Origin of the sequence: Nocardia blacklockiae (assembly GCF_015477355.1) — a bacterium.
GTDB lineage: Bacteria > Actinomycetota > Actinomycetes > Mycobacteriales > Mycobacteriaceae > Nocardia > Nocardia blacklockiae.
The window spans coordinates 468274-483527 of record NZ_JADLRJ010000003.1; the positions used below are offsets into that span (position 1 = coordinate 468274).

The window sequence follows — 15254 nt, forward strand, 5'->3', positions numbered from 1 at the left end:
GGGTGCCGCTCGGCCGATCGTGCGGCGGTGTCACCCCCGTCCGGCACACTGTGCGCATGAAATACAGCGCCGGAGTCCTGGTGTTCCACCGCGAGCCCGAGGTGCGGGTGTTGCTGGGTCACATGGGCGGGCCGCTGTGGGCGCGCAAAGACGCCGGCGCCTGGTCGATCCCGAAGGGCGAGTACGACCCGGAGACGGAGGACGCGCGACTCGCCGCGCGCCGGGAGTTCACCGAGGAACTGGGCCTGCCCGTGCCCGACGGCGAGTGGGTCGCCCTGGGCGAGGCGGGATACGGCAGCGGCCGCGGCAAGAAGCAGGTGCGGGCCTGGGCGGTCGAGGGCGACCTGGATCCCGAGCGGATCGTGCCGGGCACCTTCGAACTGGAGTGGCCGCCGCGCTCGGGCAAGATTCGGCAGTTCCCCGAGATCGACCGTGCGGCCTGGTTCGATCTCGCCACCGCGTCCGAGAAGCTGGTGACTGGGCAGCGGCCGTTCCTCGCGCGCCTCGCCGAGCAGCTGAGCGACGCCTGACCCGAGACTCCTGAGTCGCGCGCAGAAAACGCCCAGTCCGCTTCCAGCGATCTCTCAGCGTGGCCCGGTAGAGATGGGGTGCGTGAACGAAGCAGACTCGGCCCGGCCCGCGGCCCGCAGCGGACGACCGGCGTGACGGGCGTACGGCAGGCGCTCGCCCGGCGCGTCTCGGCGATTCCGCTGCGGATCGGTCTGGTCGTCGCGATGGTGCTGCTGGCGGGCGTGGTGCTGGTCGCCTCCGGGTTCGCGGTCACCTCGGCGCTGTCGCGGTCGCTGACCGCGCGGACCGACGAACAGCTCTACGATTCCTCCCACACCTGGGCGAAGCCCCATCCCATGCGGCAGATCACGTCCGCGCAGGGCACGATCTGGGTTCCGGCCGATCTGCCCGCGCCCCCGACACGCGAACCCGGTCCCACGGACCAGCCGCGCAACTTCTACGAACTCCGCAAATCCCCCGACGGGCAGGTCTACGACATCGGCCGCCCGGCGCCCGCGAACGGACCCGACCTCTCGGATGTGCCGGTCGGCACGCCCGTGACGGTCGGCTCGGCGGACGGTTCGTCGACGAAATGGCGGGTGCTCACCACCGGCAACCAGTACGGCTCCACCACCATCGCGCTGTCGCTGGACGACAACCGCGAGACCGTGTCGCGACTGCTGGTGTTCGAAGGCGGCACCGGCGCGGCCGCGCTGCTGGTGCTCGCCGTGGGCGGTTACGTGGTGGTGCGCCACAGCCTGCGCCCGCTGCGGCAGGTGGAGGAGACGGCCGCCGCCATCGCCGCCGGTGACCTGAGCCGCCGGGTGCCCGTGCGCGGCGTCGACACCGAGGTGGATCACCTTGCGCAGTCGCTGAATTCGATGCTGGCGCAGATCCAGCACGGCGTCGCCGCGACCGAGGCGTCGGAGGAGTCGGCGCGGCGCTCGGAGGCCAAGATGCGGCAGTTCGTCGCCGACGCCAGCCACGAGCTGCGCACGCCCTTGACCACGATCCGCGGCTTCGCCGAACTGTATCGCCAAGGCGCCAGCCAGGATCCGCACCTGGTGCTGGAGCGGGTCGAGGCCGAAGCGGAGCGGATGGGCCTGCTGGTGGAGGACCTGCTGATGCTGGCCCGCCTGGACGCGCAGCGCCCGCTGCAACGCCAGCCCGTGGATCTGCTGTCGCTGGCCGGGGACGCCGTGCACAGCGCGCAGGCCATGGCGGCCCGCGAGCCCGGCGGGTCGCGCCCGATCTCGCTCGACATCGCTTCTGGCACCGGCACATTGGAGGTGGACGGTGACGCGGACCGGCTGCGGCAGGTGCTGGGCAACCTCCTCGGCAACGCCCTCGCGCACACCCCGCCCGGCACCCCGGTCACCGTCCGGCTCACCCCGGGCGCCGACGAGGTGCGCATCGACGTGTCCGATCAGGGCCCCGGCCTCACACCCGAGGCGGCGTCGAAGGTCTTCGAGCGCTTCTACCGCACCGACTCCTCCCGCACCCGCGCCAGCGGCGGCACCGGCCTGGGCCTCTCCATCGTGCAAGCCCTGGTGACAGCACACGGCGGCCGCGTGAGCGTGGCCAGCGAGCCGGGGCACGGCGCGACCTTCACCGTGGTGCTGCCGCGAGGCGGCGTGTAGGTTCGGCGCGGCAACCCGCTGCCGTCGTGGTGGCGCGGTCGGAATTCGAGGAGGAGCGCGGATGGGCATGGTGGGCAGGATCGTGTCGACCGGAATGGTCGCGGCCGCGGTACTCGCGGTGGCCGCGTGCGGGAGTGACGACAAGTCCGAGACGGCGTCGTCCACGACCGCGTCGGCGGCGTCTTCGCAGCCGCAGGCCGCGCCGCAGCAGCACGGGCGCGAATGCACCGCGGACGATGTGAAGACCACCGGCGGCTTCGGCGAGGCCCCGACCATCACCATCCCCGACGACTGCGACCCGCCGCAGCAGCTGATCACCAAGGACCTGGTGGTGGGCACCGGCCCGGCCGCGCAGGCCGGTCAGCAGCTGACCATGAACTACACGCTGGTCACCTGGTCGGACCACCAGAAGCTGGACAGCTCGTTCGACCGCGGCCAGCCCTTCCCGCTCACCCTCGGCGCGGGCGAGGTCATCCCCGGCTGGGACCAGGGCCTGGCCGGGATCACCGAGGGCAGCCGCCGCCTGCTGATCATCCCGCCGAACCTCGGCTACGGCCGCGGCGGCAACGGCGTCAAGCCCAACGAGACCCTGGTCTTCGTGACCGACGCGGTGAAGGTCGGCGGCTGACCCCGGCGAAAAGCGCGCCGGGGGTGAGGATTCCCTGTCGGAAGTGTCGCTTGCCGGGGAGTGAGGACTTCTTGCGGGAGCGAGGACGCCTGCCGGAGAGTGAGGACTTCCTGCCGGGGAGCGAGCACGCCCGCTGGGAGTGAGGATTCCCTGTCGGAGCGAGGACGCCTGCCGGGAGCGTGGATCGCCTGCTGGGGAGTGAGGATCACGCCCTGCTGGGAGTGCGGTCGGCCACGCCGGGGGATGACTCGGCGGGGCCGAATGTGGGGTGGACAGTGGTGGATGGCGAGGTGGATTGCAGGGCGCTCACGCAGGTCGACTAGGCTGGGCGGGATGCGATCGGGGGGAACCGACGACGTCAACCCAGAGAACAACGAACAAGGAGCATGTCCGTGAAGAGCACCGTCGAGCAGCTGAGCCCGACCCGGGTCCGCATCAATGTCGAGGTGCCCTTCGAGGAGCTGAAGCCGGACTTCGACAAGGCCTACAAGGCGCTGGCCCAGCAGGTGCGCATTCCCGGCTTCCGCCCGGGTAAGGCTCCGGCCAAGCTGCTGGAGGCCCGCCTGGGCCGCGGCGCGATCCTCGAGCAGGTCGTCAACGACGCGCTGCCGACCAAGTACGGCGAGGCCGTCGACGCCTCCGAGGTGCAGGTCATCGGCCGCCCGGAGATCGAGATCACCAAGATCGAGGACGGCCAGGAGCTGGCCTTCACCGCCGAGGTCGACGTCCGCCCCGAGATCACCCTGCCCGAGTACTCCACCATCGAGGTGACCGTCGACCCGATCTCGGTCGAGGACGAGGACATCGAGCAGCAGCTGCAGTCGCTGCGGCAGCGCTTCGGCACCCTCAAGGGCGTCGAGCGCCCGGTCCAGGAGGGCGATTTCGTCTCCATCGACCTGGCCGCCACCGTCGACGGCGAGCCGGTCGAGGAGGCCTCGACCACCGGCCTGTCGCACGAGGTCGGCTCGGGCCAGCTCATCGAGGGCCTGGACGAGACCCTGACCGGCATGTCGGCCGAGGAGTCCAAGGACTTCACCTCCACGCTGGTCGCCGGCGAGTACGCCGGCAAGGAGGCGGTCATCACCGTCAAGGTGAACTCGGTCAAGGAGCGCGAGCTGCCCGAGGCCGACGACGAATTCGCCCAGATGGCCAGCGAATTCGACACCATCGACGAGTTGAAGGCCGACCTGCGCAAGCGCGTCGAGCAGGGCAAGAAGGTGCAGCAGGCCGGCGAGATCCGCGACAAGGTGCTCGAGGCGCTGCTGGAGAAGACCGAGGTGCCGCTGCCCGAGGGCGCGGTGCAGGGCGAGATCGACGCCGTGCTGCACGACGCCGTGCACGGCTTCGACCACGACGAGGCCAAGTTCGCCGAGGCCCTCGAGGCGCAGGGCTCCTCGCGCGAGGAGTTCGACAAGGACTCCAAGGAGGCCGCCGAGAAGTCGGTGAAGACCCAGCTGCTGCTGGACGCCATCGCCGAGGCCGAGAACACCGAGGTCGGTCAGCAGGAGTTGACCGAGCGCATCCTGTTCCAGGCGCAGCGCTACGGCATGTCGCCGGAGCAGTTCATCCAGCAGGTGCAGCAGGCCGGCCAGCTGGGCGCCATCTTCGCCGACGTGCGCCGGGGCAAGGCGCTGGCGGCCGTGGTCGGCCAGGCCAAGGTCACCGACACCGACGGCAACACCGTCGACACCGCCGAAATGTTCGGCAGCCCCGACGATTCCGACGCCGAGCCGGAGACGGCCGAGCAGGAGTCGGCGGAGAAGGCCGGCGCCAACGCGGAGTAGTCGGATGCGCGCGGCGCCGGCGCCCGGTGCGGTTGCCGGTGTTGCGCTGTGAGCGAAGTGCGGGCGGTACCGGGAGTTCGGTGCCGCCCTGCTTCGTTAGGGTTTGTGCAAGCGAATCGTTAATGGCCGTGCTTGCGAGCACCGAGCCGGTGAGAGAGGGCAGGTATCCGTGACAATCAATGAGGCTGTCGCTTTTGATGGGGCCAAGCCGGTCATGACATCGCCGACCGCTGGGCTCAACCTCAGTGACTCGGTGTACGAGCGTCTGTTGCGCGAGCGCATCATCTTCCTGGGCACCCAGGTCGACGACGACATCGCCAACAAGCTGTGCGCCCAGATCCTGCTGCTGTCGGCCGAGGACCCGACGCGCGACATCTCGCTCTACATCAACTCCCCGGGTGGTTCCGTGACCGCCGGCATGGCCATCTACGACACCATGCAGCTGGTCGAGTGCGACATCTCCACCTTCGGTCTGGGCCTGGCCGCCTCGATGGGCCAGTTCCTGCTGACCGCCGGCGCACCCGGCAAGCGCTACGCGCTGCCGCACGCGCGGATCATGATGCACCAGCCGTCGGCCGGTATCGGTGGCTCGGCCGCGGACATCGCCATTCAGGCCGAGCAGTTCGCCCACACCAAGCGGGAACTGAACGAGCTGCAGGCGCACCACACCGGCAAATCGATCGAGCAGGTGACGGCCGATGCCGACCGCGACCGCTGGTTCACCGCCGCGGAGGCCCTGGAGTACGGCTTCATCGACAGCGTGATCACCCACGCCCGCCAGGCCAACGGCACCGCCAACTAGCTCACCGCCTCGAGAACCTTTGGAGACAGAGATGACTCTCATCGACCCCCGCGCCGGCCTGACCGGCACCGCCCCGGCAGGTGCGCAGGCGCGCTACATCCTGCCCTCGTTCATCGAGCACTCGAGCTTCGGTGTCAAGGAGTCCAACCCCTACAACAAGCTGTTCGAGGAGCGCATCATCTTCCTCGGCGCCACGGTGGACGACACCTCGGCCAACGACATCATGGCGCAGCTGCTGGTGCTGGAGTCGCTGGATCCCGACCGCGACATCACCATGTACATCAACTCGCCCGGTGGCTCGTTCACCGCGCTGATGGCCATCTACGACACCATGCAGTACGTCCGCGCCGATGTCGCGACCGTCTGCCTGGGCCAGGCCGCCTCGGCCGCCGCGGTGCTGCTGGCCGCCGGCACGCCCGGCAAGCGCGCCTGCCTGCCCAATGCCCGCGTGCTGATCCACCAGCCGTCGCTGGAGGGTGGCATCCAGGGCCAGGTCTCGGATCTGGAGATCCAGGCCGCCGAGATCGAGCGCATGCGCCGGCAGATGGAGGTGACCCTGGCTCGCCACACGGGCAAGGACTCCGACACCATCCGCAAGGACACCGACCGGGACAAGATCCTGACGGCCGAGGAAGCCCGCGAGTACGGCATCATCGACCAGGTGTTCGAGTACCGCAAGCTCAGCGCGCAGAAGAAGTGATTACCCGCCTCCCGTCGTCCGGTATCGCCGCGCGAGTACCCGTCGCGATGGCAATATGGGCTGCGGCGGCGGGAGGCTCACATGAGAAACATGCTCGAGTTGTCGACCTCCGTCGGATCTACCGGGTACGGTCACTCTAGGGACCTTTGCTCAGAGGTTGTCGGCACCGCCGGAGACCCGAGCGACACTGCCGAAAAGCGTTGGAAATCGGATCGGGTCGGACACTGATCGATGTGCGGCGGGTAGCGTTGTTCGGAAGGCGGCTTGTCGGCAGCTGGACAGACGGTTGCACGCGGACAAGGAAGTAGGGACCCACGAGATGGCGCGCATCGGTGATGGCGGCGATCTGCTCAAGTGCTCGTTCTGCGGAAAGAGCCAGAAGCAGGTCAAGAAGCTCATTGCGGGACCAGGGGTGTACATCTGCGACGAGTGCATCGATCTGTGCAACGAGATCATCGAGGAGGAGCTGGCCGAGTCCAGCGAGGTCAAGCTCGACGAGCTGCCCAAACCGGCGGAGATCCGGGACTTCCTCGAGCAGTACGTGATCGGGCAGGACACCGCCAAGCGCACGCTCGCCGTGGCGGTGTACAACCACTACAAGCGAATTCAGGCGGGGGACAAGGGCCGCGACTCCCGCAACGAGCCCGTCGAGCTGACCAAGTCCAACATCCTCATGCTGGGTCCGACCGGCTGCGGCAAGACCTATCTGGCGCAGACGCTGGCCAAGATGCTGAACGTCCCCTTCGCGATCGCCGACGCGACGGCGCTGACGGAAGCCGGCTACGTGGGTGAGGATGTCGAGAACATCCTGCTGAAGCTGATCCAGGCCGCCGACTACGACGTGAAGCGCGCCGAGACGGGCATCATCTACATCGACGAGGTCGACAAGATCGCCCGCAAGAGCGAGAACCCCTCGATCACCCGCGACGTGTCGGGCGAGGGCGTGCAGCAGGCGCTGCTGAAGATCCTGGAGGGCACCCAGGCCAGCGTGCCGCCGCAGGGCGGCCGCAAGCACCCGCACCAGGAGTTCATCCAGATCGACACCACGAACGTGCTGTTCATCGTGGCGGGTGCGTTCGCCGGGCTGGAGAAGATCGTGCAGGACCGGGTCGGCAAGCGCGGCATCGGTTTCGGCGCGGAGGTGCGCTCCAAGACCGAGATCGACACCGCCGACCACTTCGCCGACGTCATGCCCGAGGATCTGATCAAGTTCGGGCTGATCCCCGAGTTCATCGGCCGCTTGCCGATCGTCGCCTCGGTGACCAACCTGGACAAGGACTCGCTGGTGCGGATCCTGTCCGAGCCGAAGAACGCGCTCGTGAAGCAGTACGTGCGGCTGTTCGAGATGGACGGGGTGGACCTGGAGTTCACCACCGACGCGCTCGAGGCCGTCGCGGACCAGGCGATCCTGCGCGGCACCGGCGCCCGCGGCCTGCGGGCCATCATGGAGGAAGTGCTGCTGCCGGTGATGTACGACATCCCGAGCCGCGACGATGTCGCCAAGGTGGTCGTCAACGCCGACACCGTGAACGACAACGTGCTCCCCACCATCGTGCCCCGCAAGCGCCAGCCGCAGGAGCGCCGCGAGAAGTCGGCGTAAGAGCTTTTCCCGCCCGATCGTCAGCCCACCGCTCTATTGCGGTGGGCTGACGGCGTTTTCGAGCCCCTACCGTGCCCAGGGGACTCGGCAGGAATCCGTGCTGAAGCCCTGGGCGGTGATGCCGAGGGCCGAGTAGCTACGGGCGCGGGAGTTCTCCAGGGCGATCTGGTAGGTCAGTTCCATGAGGCCCGCGGTGCCGAATCGCTTGCGCAGGTCGGTGACCTGCTCGTCGGTGACCGTGGTGGGGGTGGCGGTCATGGCGTCGGCGTAGGCGATGGCGGCGCGTTCGTCGTCGGTGTACGAGGGCGAGGTCTCGAAGTCGGCGATGTGCTCGAGCTTGTCGACGTCGAGATGGCTCAGGCGCATGAGCATGGCGCCGAAGTCGACGCACCAGGAACAGCCCACCGTCCACGCCACCCGGTAGACCGCGATCTCCCGGATATTGAATGGCAATGCGCCGCAAGCTTTTTCGACCATGCCCTCGTGCACCGCGGTCGCGGCCAGCAGCTTGGGATGGTTGGCCGCCACCGCGAACGGTTCCGGCACCTCCCCGAACCGTCGCTTGCTGTACCAGTACATCAGCCGCGTGAACAACCCCGCCTGCTCCGGGGCGACGGCGGGAATTCGGGTGCTGCTCATGATCTCTCCTTCCGAGGGGGTCTAACCCTTGGACGAGAGATGGGGGTGCGGCGTGACGGGTACGGAGGTGTGAAGGCGATCACTGCCCAGCGTCCCGTCGATTCCCGGCGTGCTTTCCGCCGGGATCAGTTCGGCCAGGAAGGGGAGCGGCCCAGGGCGCGGAGGATGCGGTCGAGGGCGGGGGAGGAGTCCGGGGTGGGGAGGGCGCGGGCGAAGGGGGAGCCGGGTTGTTCGCGCTGTTCGGTGTCGGGGACGGCGAGGGCGATTTCCAGTGCGGGGCCGGCGAGGTCGTCGTCGAGGTGGTACGGGATGCCGAGGGCGCGGGCCGCGTCCCAGCCGTGCACGACGTAGTCGATGAAGTGGAAGCCGATGGCCTGGCTACCGGGGACGGTGACCCCGGGGCCGAACTCCGGGAGGGCGAAGTCGCGCTCGAGCACGCCCGGCTCGGCGTAGGCGGCGACCACGTCAGCGGCGGCTGCGGCGTAGGCGGCGGCCGGGTCGTCGGCGAGCGGCCCGGCCTCCCACACGGCCTCGTCGGCCCCGTGGCCGCGAGCGGCGGCGGCGAAGCCGCGATGCTGAACGGTCATGTGCGCCAGCAGTTCTCCGAAGGTCCAGGCGGAGCAGGGGGTGGGCCGATCCAGGTCGGTGGGCTTCATGGCGGCGACGATCTCGACGCTGTAGTCGACGGCGCGCCGGTTCAGATCTCGAATATCAGGCATGTGTAGATAGTAAGCGCACACATATCATATGTCCATGCTTACTATTTGAAACCACGTAGGTTTGTCGGCATGGGGAAGACGGAGCGACCCGATCTGGCGGCGATGATCGCGCCGCTCGGCCGCGCCCTCATGGCGGCCGAGCGGCCGATTCTGGACTCGCACGGGCTGAGCATGTGGGCGTACTCGGTGCTGCTGGCGCTGGGGCGCGGTCCCGCGCGCGGTCAGGGTGTGCTGGCGGAGGAGATCGGCGCGGACAAGACGCGCATCATCCCGATCCTCGACGATCTGCAGGAGCGCGGTCTGATCGAGCGCCGCCCGGATCCCGCGGACCGGCGCGCCCGGCTGCTCGCGGTGACTTCGCGCGGGCGGGCGCTGGCCGAGGCCGCGCAGGCCGACATCCAGGCCATGGAGGAGCGCTTGCTCCGTCGGCTACCGGCCGCCGACCGCCGCGGCTTCCTCAACTCCCTCGCCACCCTCGCCGCCCTCTCGCGCGACGACATCATCGGCGGGGACGTCACCTCGGCGTGACGCTGCCGGTGTCCGGTGCGGAAGCGGTGACGGCCGGCATGCCGGCCGCGCCCGTTGCCGGGGATCGCCGTTGATCCCCCGTGGTTCGCCGTTGAACCTTTATCCCGTATGTCCCGGAAATCGCCTGGGCGGCTTCACTTGTTACGACGGAGCGGGGCAGGAAAGTTCATCGCCCAGCGAGAAGTATTTTTGGGCAGTGGTCAGCGTTTGCGGCCTGGGAGGCGGATGGTGAAGGGGGCGGGGTCGCGGAGTTGGATGCGTTCGCGCGGGGCGGCGAACAGCACGGCGGCGCCCACGGCGGGGAGCAGCAGGGCCGCGACGAGGCTGAAAACGTAGTTGCCCGTGGACATTCCGTCCGGCTGGTGGACGGCGTGGTAGATCAGGTGCGGTACGCCGAAGACCAGCCAGCCCAGGCCGGCGACCCGGGCGAGCAGGCTGTCGCCGTAGTACAGCGCCGCCCCGGAGACGGCCGCCAGCGCCAGGAAAAACGCGCCGACATCCGCGGAGAGGTGGTGGTTGAAGGGCCCGTCGGCTGCGACCCAGTTCAGTCCGAGACCGGGGTAGGCGCGAAACCACGCGGCCGGGGCGAGGACCGCCCACAGGCCGGTGACCGCGCCCACCACCGCCAGGATCCACAGCCCGATCGTCGTGACCAGCCAGCGCCGGCGGTTCACGTCCAATCGCATCCGCACCCGCAGATTGTCGCCCGCACGCTGCACCGAGATCCGCATCGGACCCTCCCGTTCGCCGCCCCCACATCGGATGCTGCCCACGGTAAACCGGACATTCGGTGTGGACAAGGGGGCGGCGGACGGGAAGCGCTCAGGACGTGGCGGTCAGCTCGCCGGATTGCTGGGCGTCGCGTTCCAGGACCGCCAGCAGCGGCACCGCCGCCTCGACGGCCGCCGCCTCGTGGTCGAGCAGTACGTCGCCGCCCTGCGTGCTGACGATCGGCGTGTAGGGATCGTCGACGTATTCCTCACCGAGCAGTTCCCGCAGCACCGCCAGCCCGCAGAACGGCACGTAGTGCGGGCTGTACCCGCCCTCCTGGACGAAGGCGATCCGTCCGTCGCACAGCCGCGCGGCCAGGTCCAGCAGTTTGCCGGTGAGCTGCCGGAATCCGGCGCTGGTGACCATCTGCCGGGCCAGCGGATCGAGGATGCTCGCGTCGAAACCCGAAGCGACGAGGATCAGTTCGGGCCGGAACGCGTGCAGCGCGGGCGCCACGATCCGGTCCACGGCGTGCAGGTGGGCGGCGTCGCCGCTGCCGGGCGGGAGCGGGACGTTGAGCGCGTACCCGTGCCCGTCGCCGGTGCCGTGCTCCTGGCGGAATCCGGAATTCGGCGGGAAGCACAGGTGCTGGTGGATCGAGACGGTCAGCACCGACGGGTCGTCGTACCAGATGTCCTGAGTTCCGTTGCCGTGGTGGACATCCCAGTCCACGATCGCGATCCGCCGCACGCCCAGCACCTCTTTCGCGTACGCGGCGGCGATCGAGATGTTGTTGAACAGGCAGAAGCCCATGCCGGTGGCGCGCGTCGCGTGGTGGCCGGGCGGGTTCACCAGCGCGTAGCCGTTGTCCACGGTGCGGTCGACGACCTGTTTGACCAGTTCGATCGCCCCGCCGGCCGACAGGGCCGCGATCTCGTAGCCGCCGCGGCCGAACGCCGAGCAGCCGTCCCCGGCGTCGCCGCCCTTGGGTTGCAGGCTCTCGGCCTTGATGCGTTCCAGGTGGGCCGCGGTGTGCACGCGCAGGATGTCGGCCTCGGTGGCCGGGACCGCCCGGATCGACCGGAGCCGGTCCAGCACGCCGGAGACCGCGACGAGTTCGTGGAAGCGCCGCTTGGTGTCGGGGTGCGCGAGGTGGTGGCCGATCGGTTGCAGGCCGGCGGTGGCGTCGGCGGGGAACAGGCTGCCCGAGCCGGTGTCGGCCCACCCGTAGACGGTGTTCCAGACGTAGCCAGTTGTCATGGTGGAGCTCCTAGGAGCCGGCGACTCGGCAGGTCGCCGGCGGTGAATCGCACTTCATCGAGCGACGAAGCTCCTCAATGGAGACACACCGGCGACCGCTCCGCAACCGGAACGCCGGGAGTCGGTCTCAGCCCTCGATCGGGTCGATCTTCGCGTCGTCGGGTCCCCAGTACGCGCGCATGCTGGTGATGCGGCCCTCGTCGTCGAACTCCATCACGTCGATGGGGGACAGCGTCATGCGGGTGCCGCCCGCCTCGGTCACCAGCGTGAAGGAGACCGCGGCGTGGCGGTCGGTGGCGCGGACGGCGTGCAGTTCGGTCTTCCGCTGGAGCTGCGCGAGGGCGTCGTAGAGTTCGCCGATGGCGGCGTGCCCGCGGCGCGGCTCGCTGCCGATGGGATCCTCGATGACGGCGTCGGGGGCGTAGAGCGCCAGGATCTCCGCGGTCGGGCCGGTGCCCACCAGTTGCACGTACCGTTCGACCGACTCGCGAATCTGCTGCGCTGCCATGGACACTCCCACTGAATTGAAACGTGTTCTAGTTGCGCAGCGTAGCACCGTTCGCGGCGGTGGTGTCCGGAAAGCGCAACCGATCGGCTCCGGTGTAGATGTTCATGGTGTCCCCGCGCAGGAAACCGGCCAGGGTGAGCCCGGACTCGTCGGCCAGATCGACGGCCAGCGAACTGGGGGCCGACACCGCGCCCAGTACGGGGATGCCCGCCATGACGGCCTTCTGCACCAGCTCGAAGGACGCGCGGCCGCTGACCACCAGGACGAGATCGTGCGCGGGGACCCGGTTCTCGCGCAGGGCCCAGCCGATCACCTTGTCCACCGCGTTGTGCCGTCCGACGTCCTCGCGCACGGCGAGCGCGGTGCCGTCGGCGGTGAACAGCCCCGCCGCGTGCAGTCCACCGGTGGCGTCGAAAACCGTTTGGCGCGAGCGCAGTTCGGCGGGCAGGGCGGCCAGGACGTCGGTGTCCACGAGCGGCGACCCGGCGGGCAGCGGGAAGCGCGTCCGGGTGCGGACCTCGTCCAGCGCGGTCTTGCCGCACAGTCCGCAGGCGCTGGTGGTGAGGAAGTTGCGCGCGAGCACCGGTGTGGGCGTGCGCAATTGGATGTCGAGCACGTTGTAGGTGTTCTGCCCGTTCGCGTCGGTGCCCGCGCAGTAGCGGGCCGAGACGATGTCCTCGGGCGCGCCGATGATGTTCTCGCTCAACAGGAATCCGTGCGCGAGATCGATGTCGCTGCCGGGCGTGCGCATGGTGACGGTGAGCGACTGCCCGTCGACGCGCAGCTCCAGGGGCTCCTCGACGGCCAGGGTGTCCGGCCGCCGGATCTGCCCGCCGGGGGTGACTCGAAGCGTCTTCCGTCGTGCCGTGACTCTGCTCACCGGTCGGCCTCGCTCATGGTGCGGCGTGGGTATGGGGCTCCAGGCGGATCGTCACGGCCTTGGAGACCGGGGTGTTCGATCGTTCCGCCACATGGTCCAGCGGCACGAGCGGGTTGGTTTCGGGGTAGTAGGCGGCGGCGTTCCCGCGCGGGGTGGAGTAGCCGACCAGCCGGAACCCGTCGACGCGGCGTTCGATGCCGTCGGTCCATTCCGAGATCAGGTCCACCAGGTCGCCGTCGGCGAAGCCGAGCGCGGTGATGTCCTCGGGGTTGACCAGCACCACCTTGCGGCCGTGGTGGATGCCGCGGTAGCGGTCGTCGAGGCCGTAGATGGTGGTGTTGTACTGGTCGTGGCTACGCAGCGTCTGCAGGATCAGCCGGCCCTCGGGCACCGGCAGCCAGCGCATCTCGTTGACCGCGAAATTGGCCTTGCCGGTGGCGGTCCGGAACTCGCGGGCGTCGCGCGGCGGGTGCGGGAGCTGGAAACCGTTGCGCTGCCGGACCTTCGCGTTGTAGTCGGCGCAGCCCGGGACCACGTGCGAGATCGCGTCGCGGATGCGGTCGTAGTCGCGCCGGAACTCCGTCCACGGCACCGGGTGATCGGGGCCGAACAGCTCCAGGGCGAGTTCGCAGACGATGGCGACCTCGCTGCGCAGGTGCTCGCTCACCGGCCGCAGCCGGCCGGTCGACAGGTGCACCATCGACATCGAATCCTCCACCGAGACGCGCTGTTTGGCGCCGGTGGGGGAGAGGTCCTCGTCGGTGCGGCCGAGGGTCGGCAGGATCAGCGCGGTGCGGCCGTGCACGACGTGGCTGCGGTTGAGTTTGGTCGAGACGTGCACGGTCAGCGCGCAGCCGCGCAACGCCGCCTCGGTGACCTCGGTGTCGGGGGTGGCGGAGACGAAGTTGCCGCCCATGGCGAAGAACACCTTCGCCCGGCCGTCGCGCATGGCGCGGATGGCATCGACGGTGTCCCAGCCGTGTTCGCGCGGCGCGGTGATGCCGAACTCGGAATCCAGTGCGGCCAGGAAGGTTTCGGGCATCTGTTCCCAGATGCCCATGGTGCGGTCGCCCTGCACGTTGGAGTGGCCGCGCACCGGGCACACGCCGGCGCCGGGCTTGCCGATCATGCCGCGCAGCAGCAACAGGTTGGTGGCCTCCTCGATGGTGGGCACGCCGTAGCGCTGCTGGGTCAGGCCCATCGCCCAGCACATGATGGTGGCCTTCGATCGAGCCAGCAGCTCCGCGGTGTGCTCCAGCTCGGCGCGGCTCAGTCCGGTCGCCTCCGCGACGACATCGAGATCCACTGCGCGCAGGTGCTTTTCGTACTCGGCGAAGCCCGCGGTGTGCGCGTCGACGAACGCGCGGTCGACGACGGTGCCGGGTGCGCGGTCCTCGGCCTCGAGCAGTAGTCTGCCCAGGCCCTGGAACAGCGCCATGTCGCCGCCGAGCCGGATCTGCAGGAAGTCGTCGGCGATGCGGACGCCGGTGGTGTAGCCCTTCACCGTCTGCGGGTCGCGGAAGCCGAGCAGCCCCGCCTCGGGCAGCGGGTTGACCGCGATGATCCGCGCGCCGTGCTTCTTCGCGTGCTGCAAGGAGCTGAGCATGCGCGGGTGGTTGGTGCCCGGATTCTGCCCGGCGATGAGGATCAGGTCGGCCTTGGGGAAGTCGTCGATCGAGACCGAGCCCTTGCCGATGCCGATCGAGCTGGTCAGTGCCGCGCCCGAGGATTCGTGGCACATGTTCGAGCAGTCGGGCAGGTTGTTGGTGCCGAACGAGCGGGCCAGCAGCTGGTACAGGAACGCCGTCTCGTTGGCGGTGCGGCCGGAGGTGTAGAAGACGGCCTGGTCCGGGGTGTCCAGCTCGCGCAGCGCGTCGGCGATCAGGCGGTAGGCGTCGTCCCAGGAGATGGGGGAGTAGTGGGTGTCGCCCGGGCGCAGCACCATGGGCTCGGTGATGCGGCCCTGCTGGCCGAGCCAGTACCCGGACTTGGTCTCCAGGTCGGCGATCGAGTGCGCGGCGAAGAACTCCGGGGTGACCGTGCGCAGGGTGGCCTCTTCGGCGACCGCCTTCGCGCCGTTCTCACAGAATTCGGCGACTCGGCGCGGGCCGGTCGGGTCGGGCCACGCGCAACTCGGGCAGTCGAAACCGTTGCGCTGGTTGAGGCGGGCGAGGGTGCGGCCCGTGCGGATCAGGCCCATCTCCTCCACGCCGCGATCCAGCGCGACCGCTACCGCGGTCAGACCGGCCGCCTCGTCCTTGGGCGGGGTGACGGTGAGGTCGGCCTCGTCGATGTCCTGTGTCGGCGCCTTGCGATGCATGCGTCTCGTCCTCCTGCCTCGACGG

At 69.3% G+C, this 15254-nt stretch carries 15 protein-coding genes; 8 read left to right on the top strand and 7 right to left on the bottom strand.

The window, feature by feature from the left end; genetic code table 11:
- Positions 1–56: 56 nt before the first annotated feature.
- The 7 genes from IU476_RS11645 (at position 57) to clpX (ending at position 7664) form a co-directional block, all read left to right on the top strand.
- Entirely contained in the window at positions 57–530 is a 474-nt protein-coding gene (locus IU476_RS11645; RefSeq protein ID WP_228823478.1) for an NUDIX hydrolase, read from the top strand.
- Between the two features lie 132 nt (positions 531–662).
- On the top strand, positions 663–2150 hold the full coding sequence (locus IU476_RS11650) for a sensor histidine kinase (RefSeq protein WP_438943997.1): 1488 nt from the start codon (positions 663–665) through the stop codon (positions 2148–2150).
- A gap of 67 nt (positions 2151–2217) precedes the next feature.
- Entirely contained in the window at positions 2218–2778 is a 561-nt protein-coding gene (locus IU476_RS11655; protein ID WP_438943998.1) for an FKBP-type peptidyl-prolyl cis-trans isomerase, read from the top strand.
- 392 nt (positions 2779–3170) lie between these two features.
- A complete protein-coding gene (gene tig, locus IU476_RS11660) occupies positions 3171–4562 on the top strand; it encodes a trigger factor (RefSeq protein WP_369123134.1) in 1392 nt (463 codons plus the stop codon).
- 214 nt (positions 4563–4776) lie between these two features.
- Complete coding sequence (locus IU476_RS11665) at positions 4777–5364, top strand: ATP-dependent Clp protease proteolytic subunit (RefSeq protein ID WP_195099424.1); 588 nt, start codon at positions 4777–4779, stop codon at positions 5362–5364.
- Positions 5365–5395: 31 nt separating this feature from the next.
- Positions 5396–6064 carry an ATP-dependent Clp protease proteolytic subunit gene (locus tag IU476_RS11670; RefSeq protein ID WP_195099426.1) on the top strand — a complete coding sequence of 223 codons (669 nt, stop codon included), beginning with the start codon at positions 5396–5398 and terminating at the stop codon, positions 6062–6064.
- Positions 6065–6383: 319 nt separating this feature from the next.
- Positions 6384–7664 (top strand): ATP-dependent Clp protease ATP-binding subunit ClpX, encoded by a 1281-nt coding sequence (gene clpX / locus IU476_RS11675; RefSeq protein WP_195099428.1) that lies wholly within the window; start codon positions 6384–6386, stop codon positions 7662–7664.
- 66 nt (positions 7665–7730) lie between these two features.
- Here clpX and IU476_RS11680 read toward each other — a convergent pair whose 3' ends face one another.
- Positions 7731–8303, bottom strand: a complete 573-nt coding sequence (locus IU476_RS11680; protein WP_195099430.1) for a carboxymuconolactone decarboxylase family protein — start codon at positions 8301–8303, stop codon at positions 7731–7733.
- 125 nt (positions 8304–8428) lie between these two features.
- Entirely contained in the window at positions 8429–9022 is a 594-nt protein-coding gene (locus IU476_RS11685) for a TIGR03086 family metal-binding protein (protein ID WP_195099432.1), read from the bottom strand.
- A 69-nt stretch (positions 9023–9091) separates the two neighbouring features.
- Here IU476_RS11685 and IU476_RS11690 point away from each other — a divergent pair, with 69 nt between their 5' ends.
- Positions 9092–9550 (top strand): MarR family winged helix-turn-helix transcriptional regulator, encoded by a 459-nt coding sequence (locus IU476_RS11690; RefSeq protein ID WP_195099435.1) that lies wholly within the window; start codon positions 9092–9094, stop codon positions 9548–9550.
- 200 nt (positions 9551–9750) lie between these two features.
- Here the strand turns inward: IU476_RS11690 and IU476_RS11695 are convergent, their stop codons facing one another.
- The 5 genes from IU476_RS11695 to IU476_RS11715 all read right to left on the bottom strand — a co-directional run bounded on the left by IU476_RS11695 (position 9751) and on the right by IU476_RS11715 (position 15229).
- Complete coding sequence (locus IU476_RS11695) at positions 9751–10281, bottom strand: hypothetical protein (RefSeq protein ID WP_195099437.1); 531 nt, start codon at positions 10279–10281, stop codon at positions 9751–9753.
- Positions 10282–10372: 91 nt separating this feature from the next.
- Complete coding sequence (locus tag IU476_RS11700) at positions 10373–11521, bottom strand: class II histone deacetylase (protein ID WP_195099439.1); 1149 nt, start codon at positions 11519–11521, stop codon at positions 10373–10375.
- 127 nt (positions 11522–11648) lie between these two features.
- On the bottom strand, positions 11649–12029 hold the full coding sequence (locus IU476_RS11705; RefSeq protein ID WP_195099441.1) for a nuclear transport factor 2 family protein: 381 nt from the start codon (positions 12027–12029) through the stop codon (positions 11649–11651).
- A 28-nt stretch (positions 12030–12057) separates the two neighbouring features.
- Positions 12058–12909 (bottom strand): formate dehydrogenase accessory sulfurtransferase FdhD, encoded by an 852-nt coding sequence (gene fdhD / locus IU476_RS11710; protein WP_195099443.1) that lies wholly within the window; start codon positions 12907–12909, stop codon positions 12058–12060.
- A 13-nt stretch (positions 12910–12922) separates the two neighbouring features.
- Complete coding sequence (locus IU476_RS11715; RefSeq protein ID WP_195099444.1) at positions 12923–15229, bottom strand: FdhF/YdeP family oxidoreductase; 2307 nt, start codon at positions 15227–15229, stop codon at positions 12923–12925.
- Between the last annotated feature and the right edge of the window lie 25 nt (positions 15230–15254).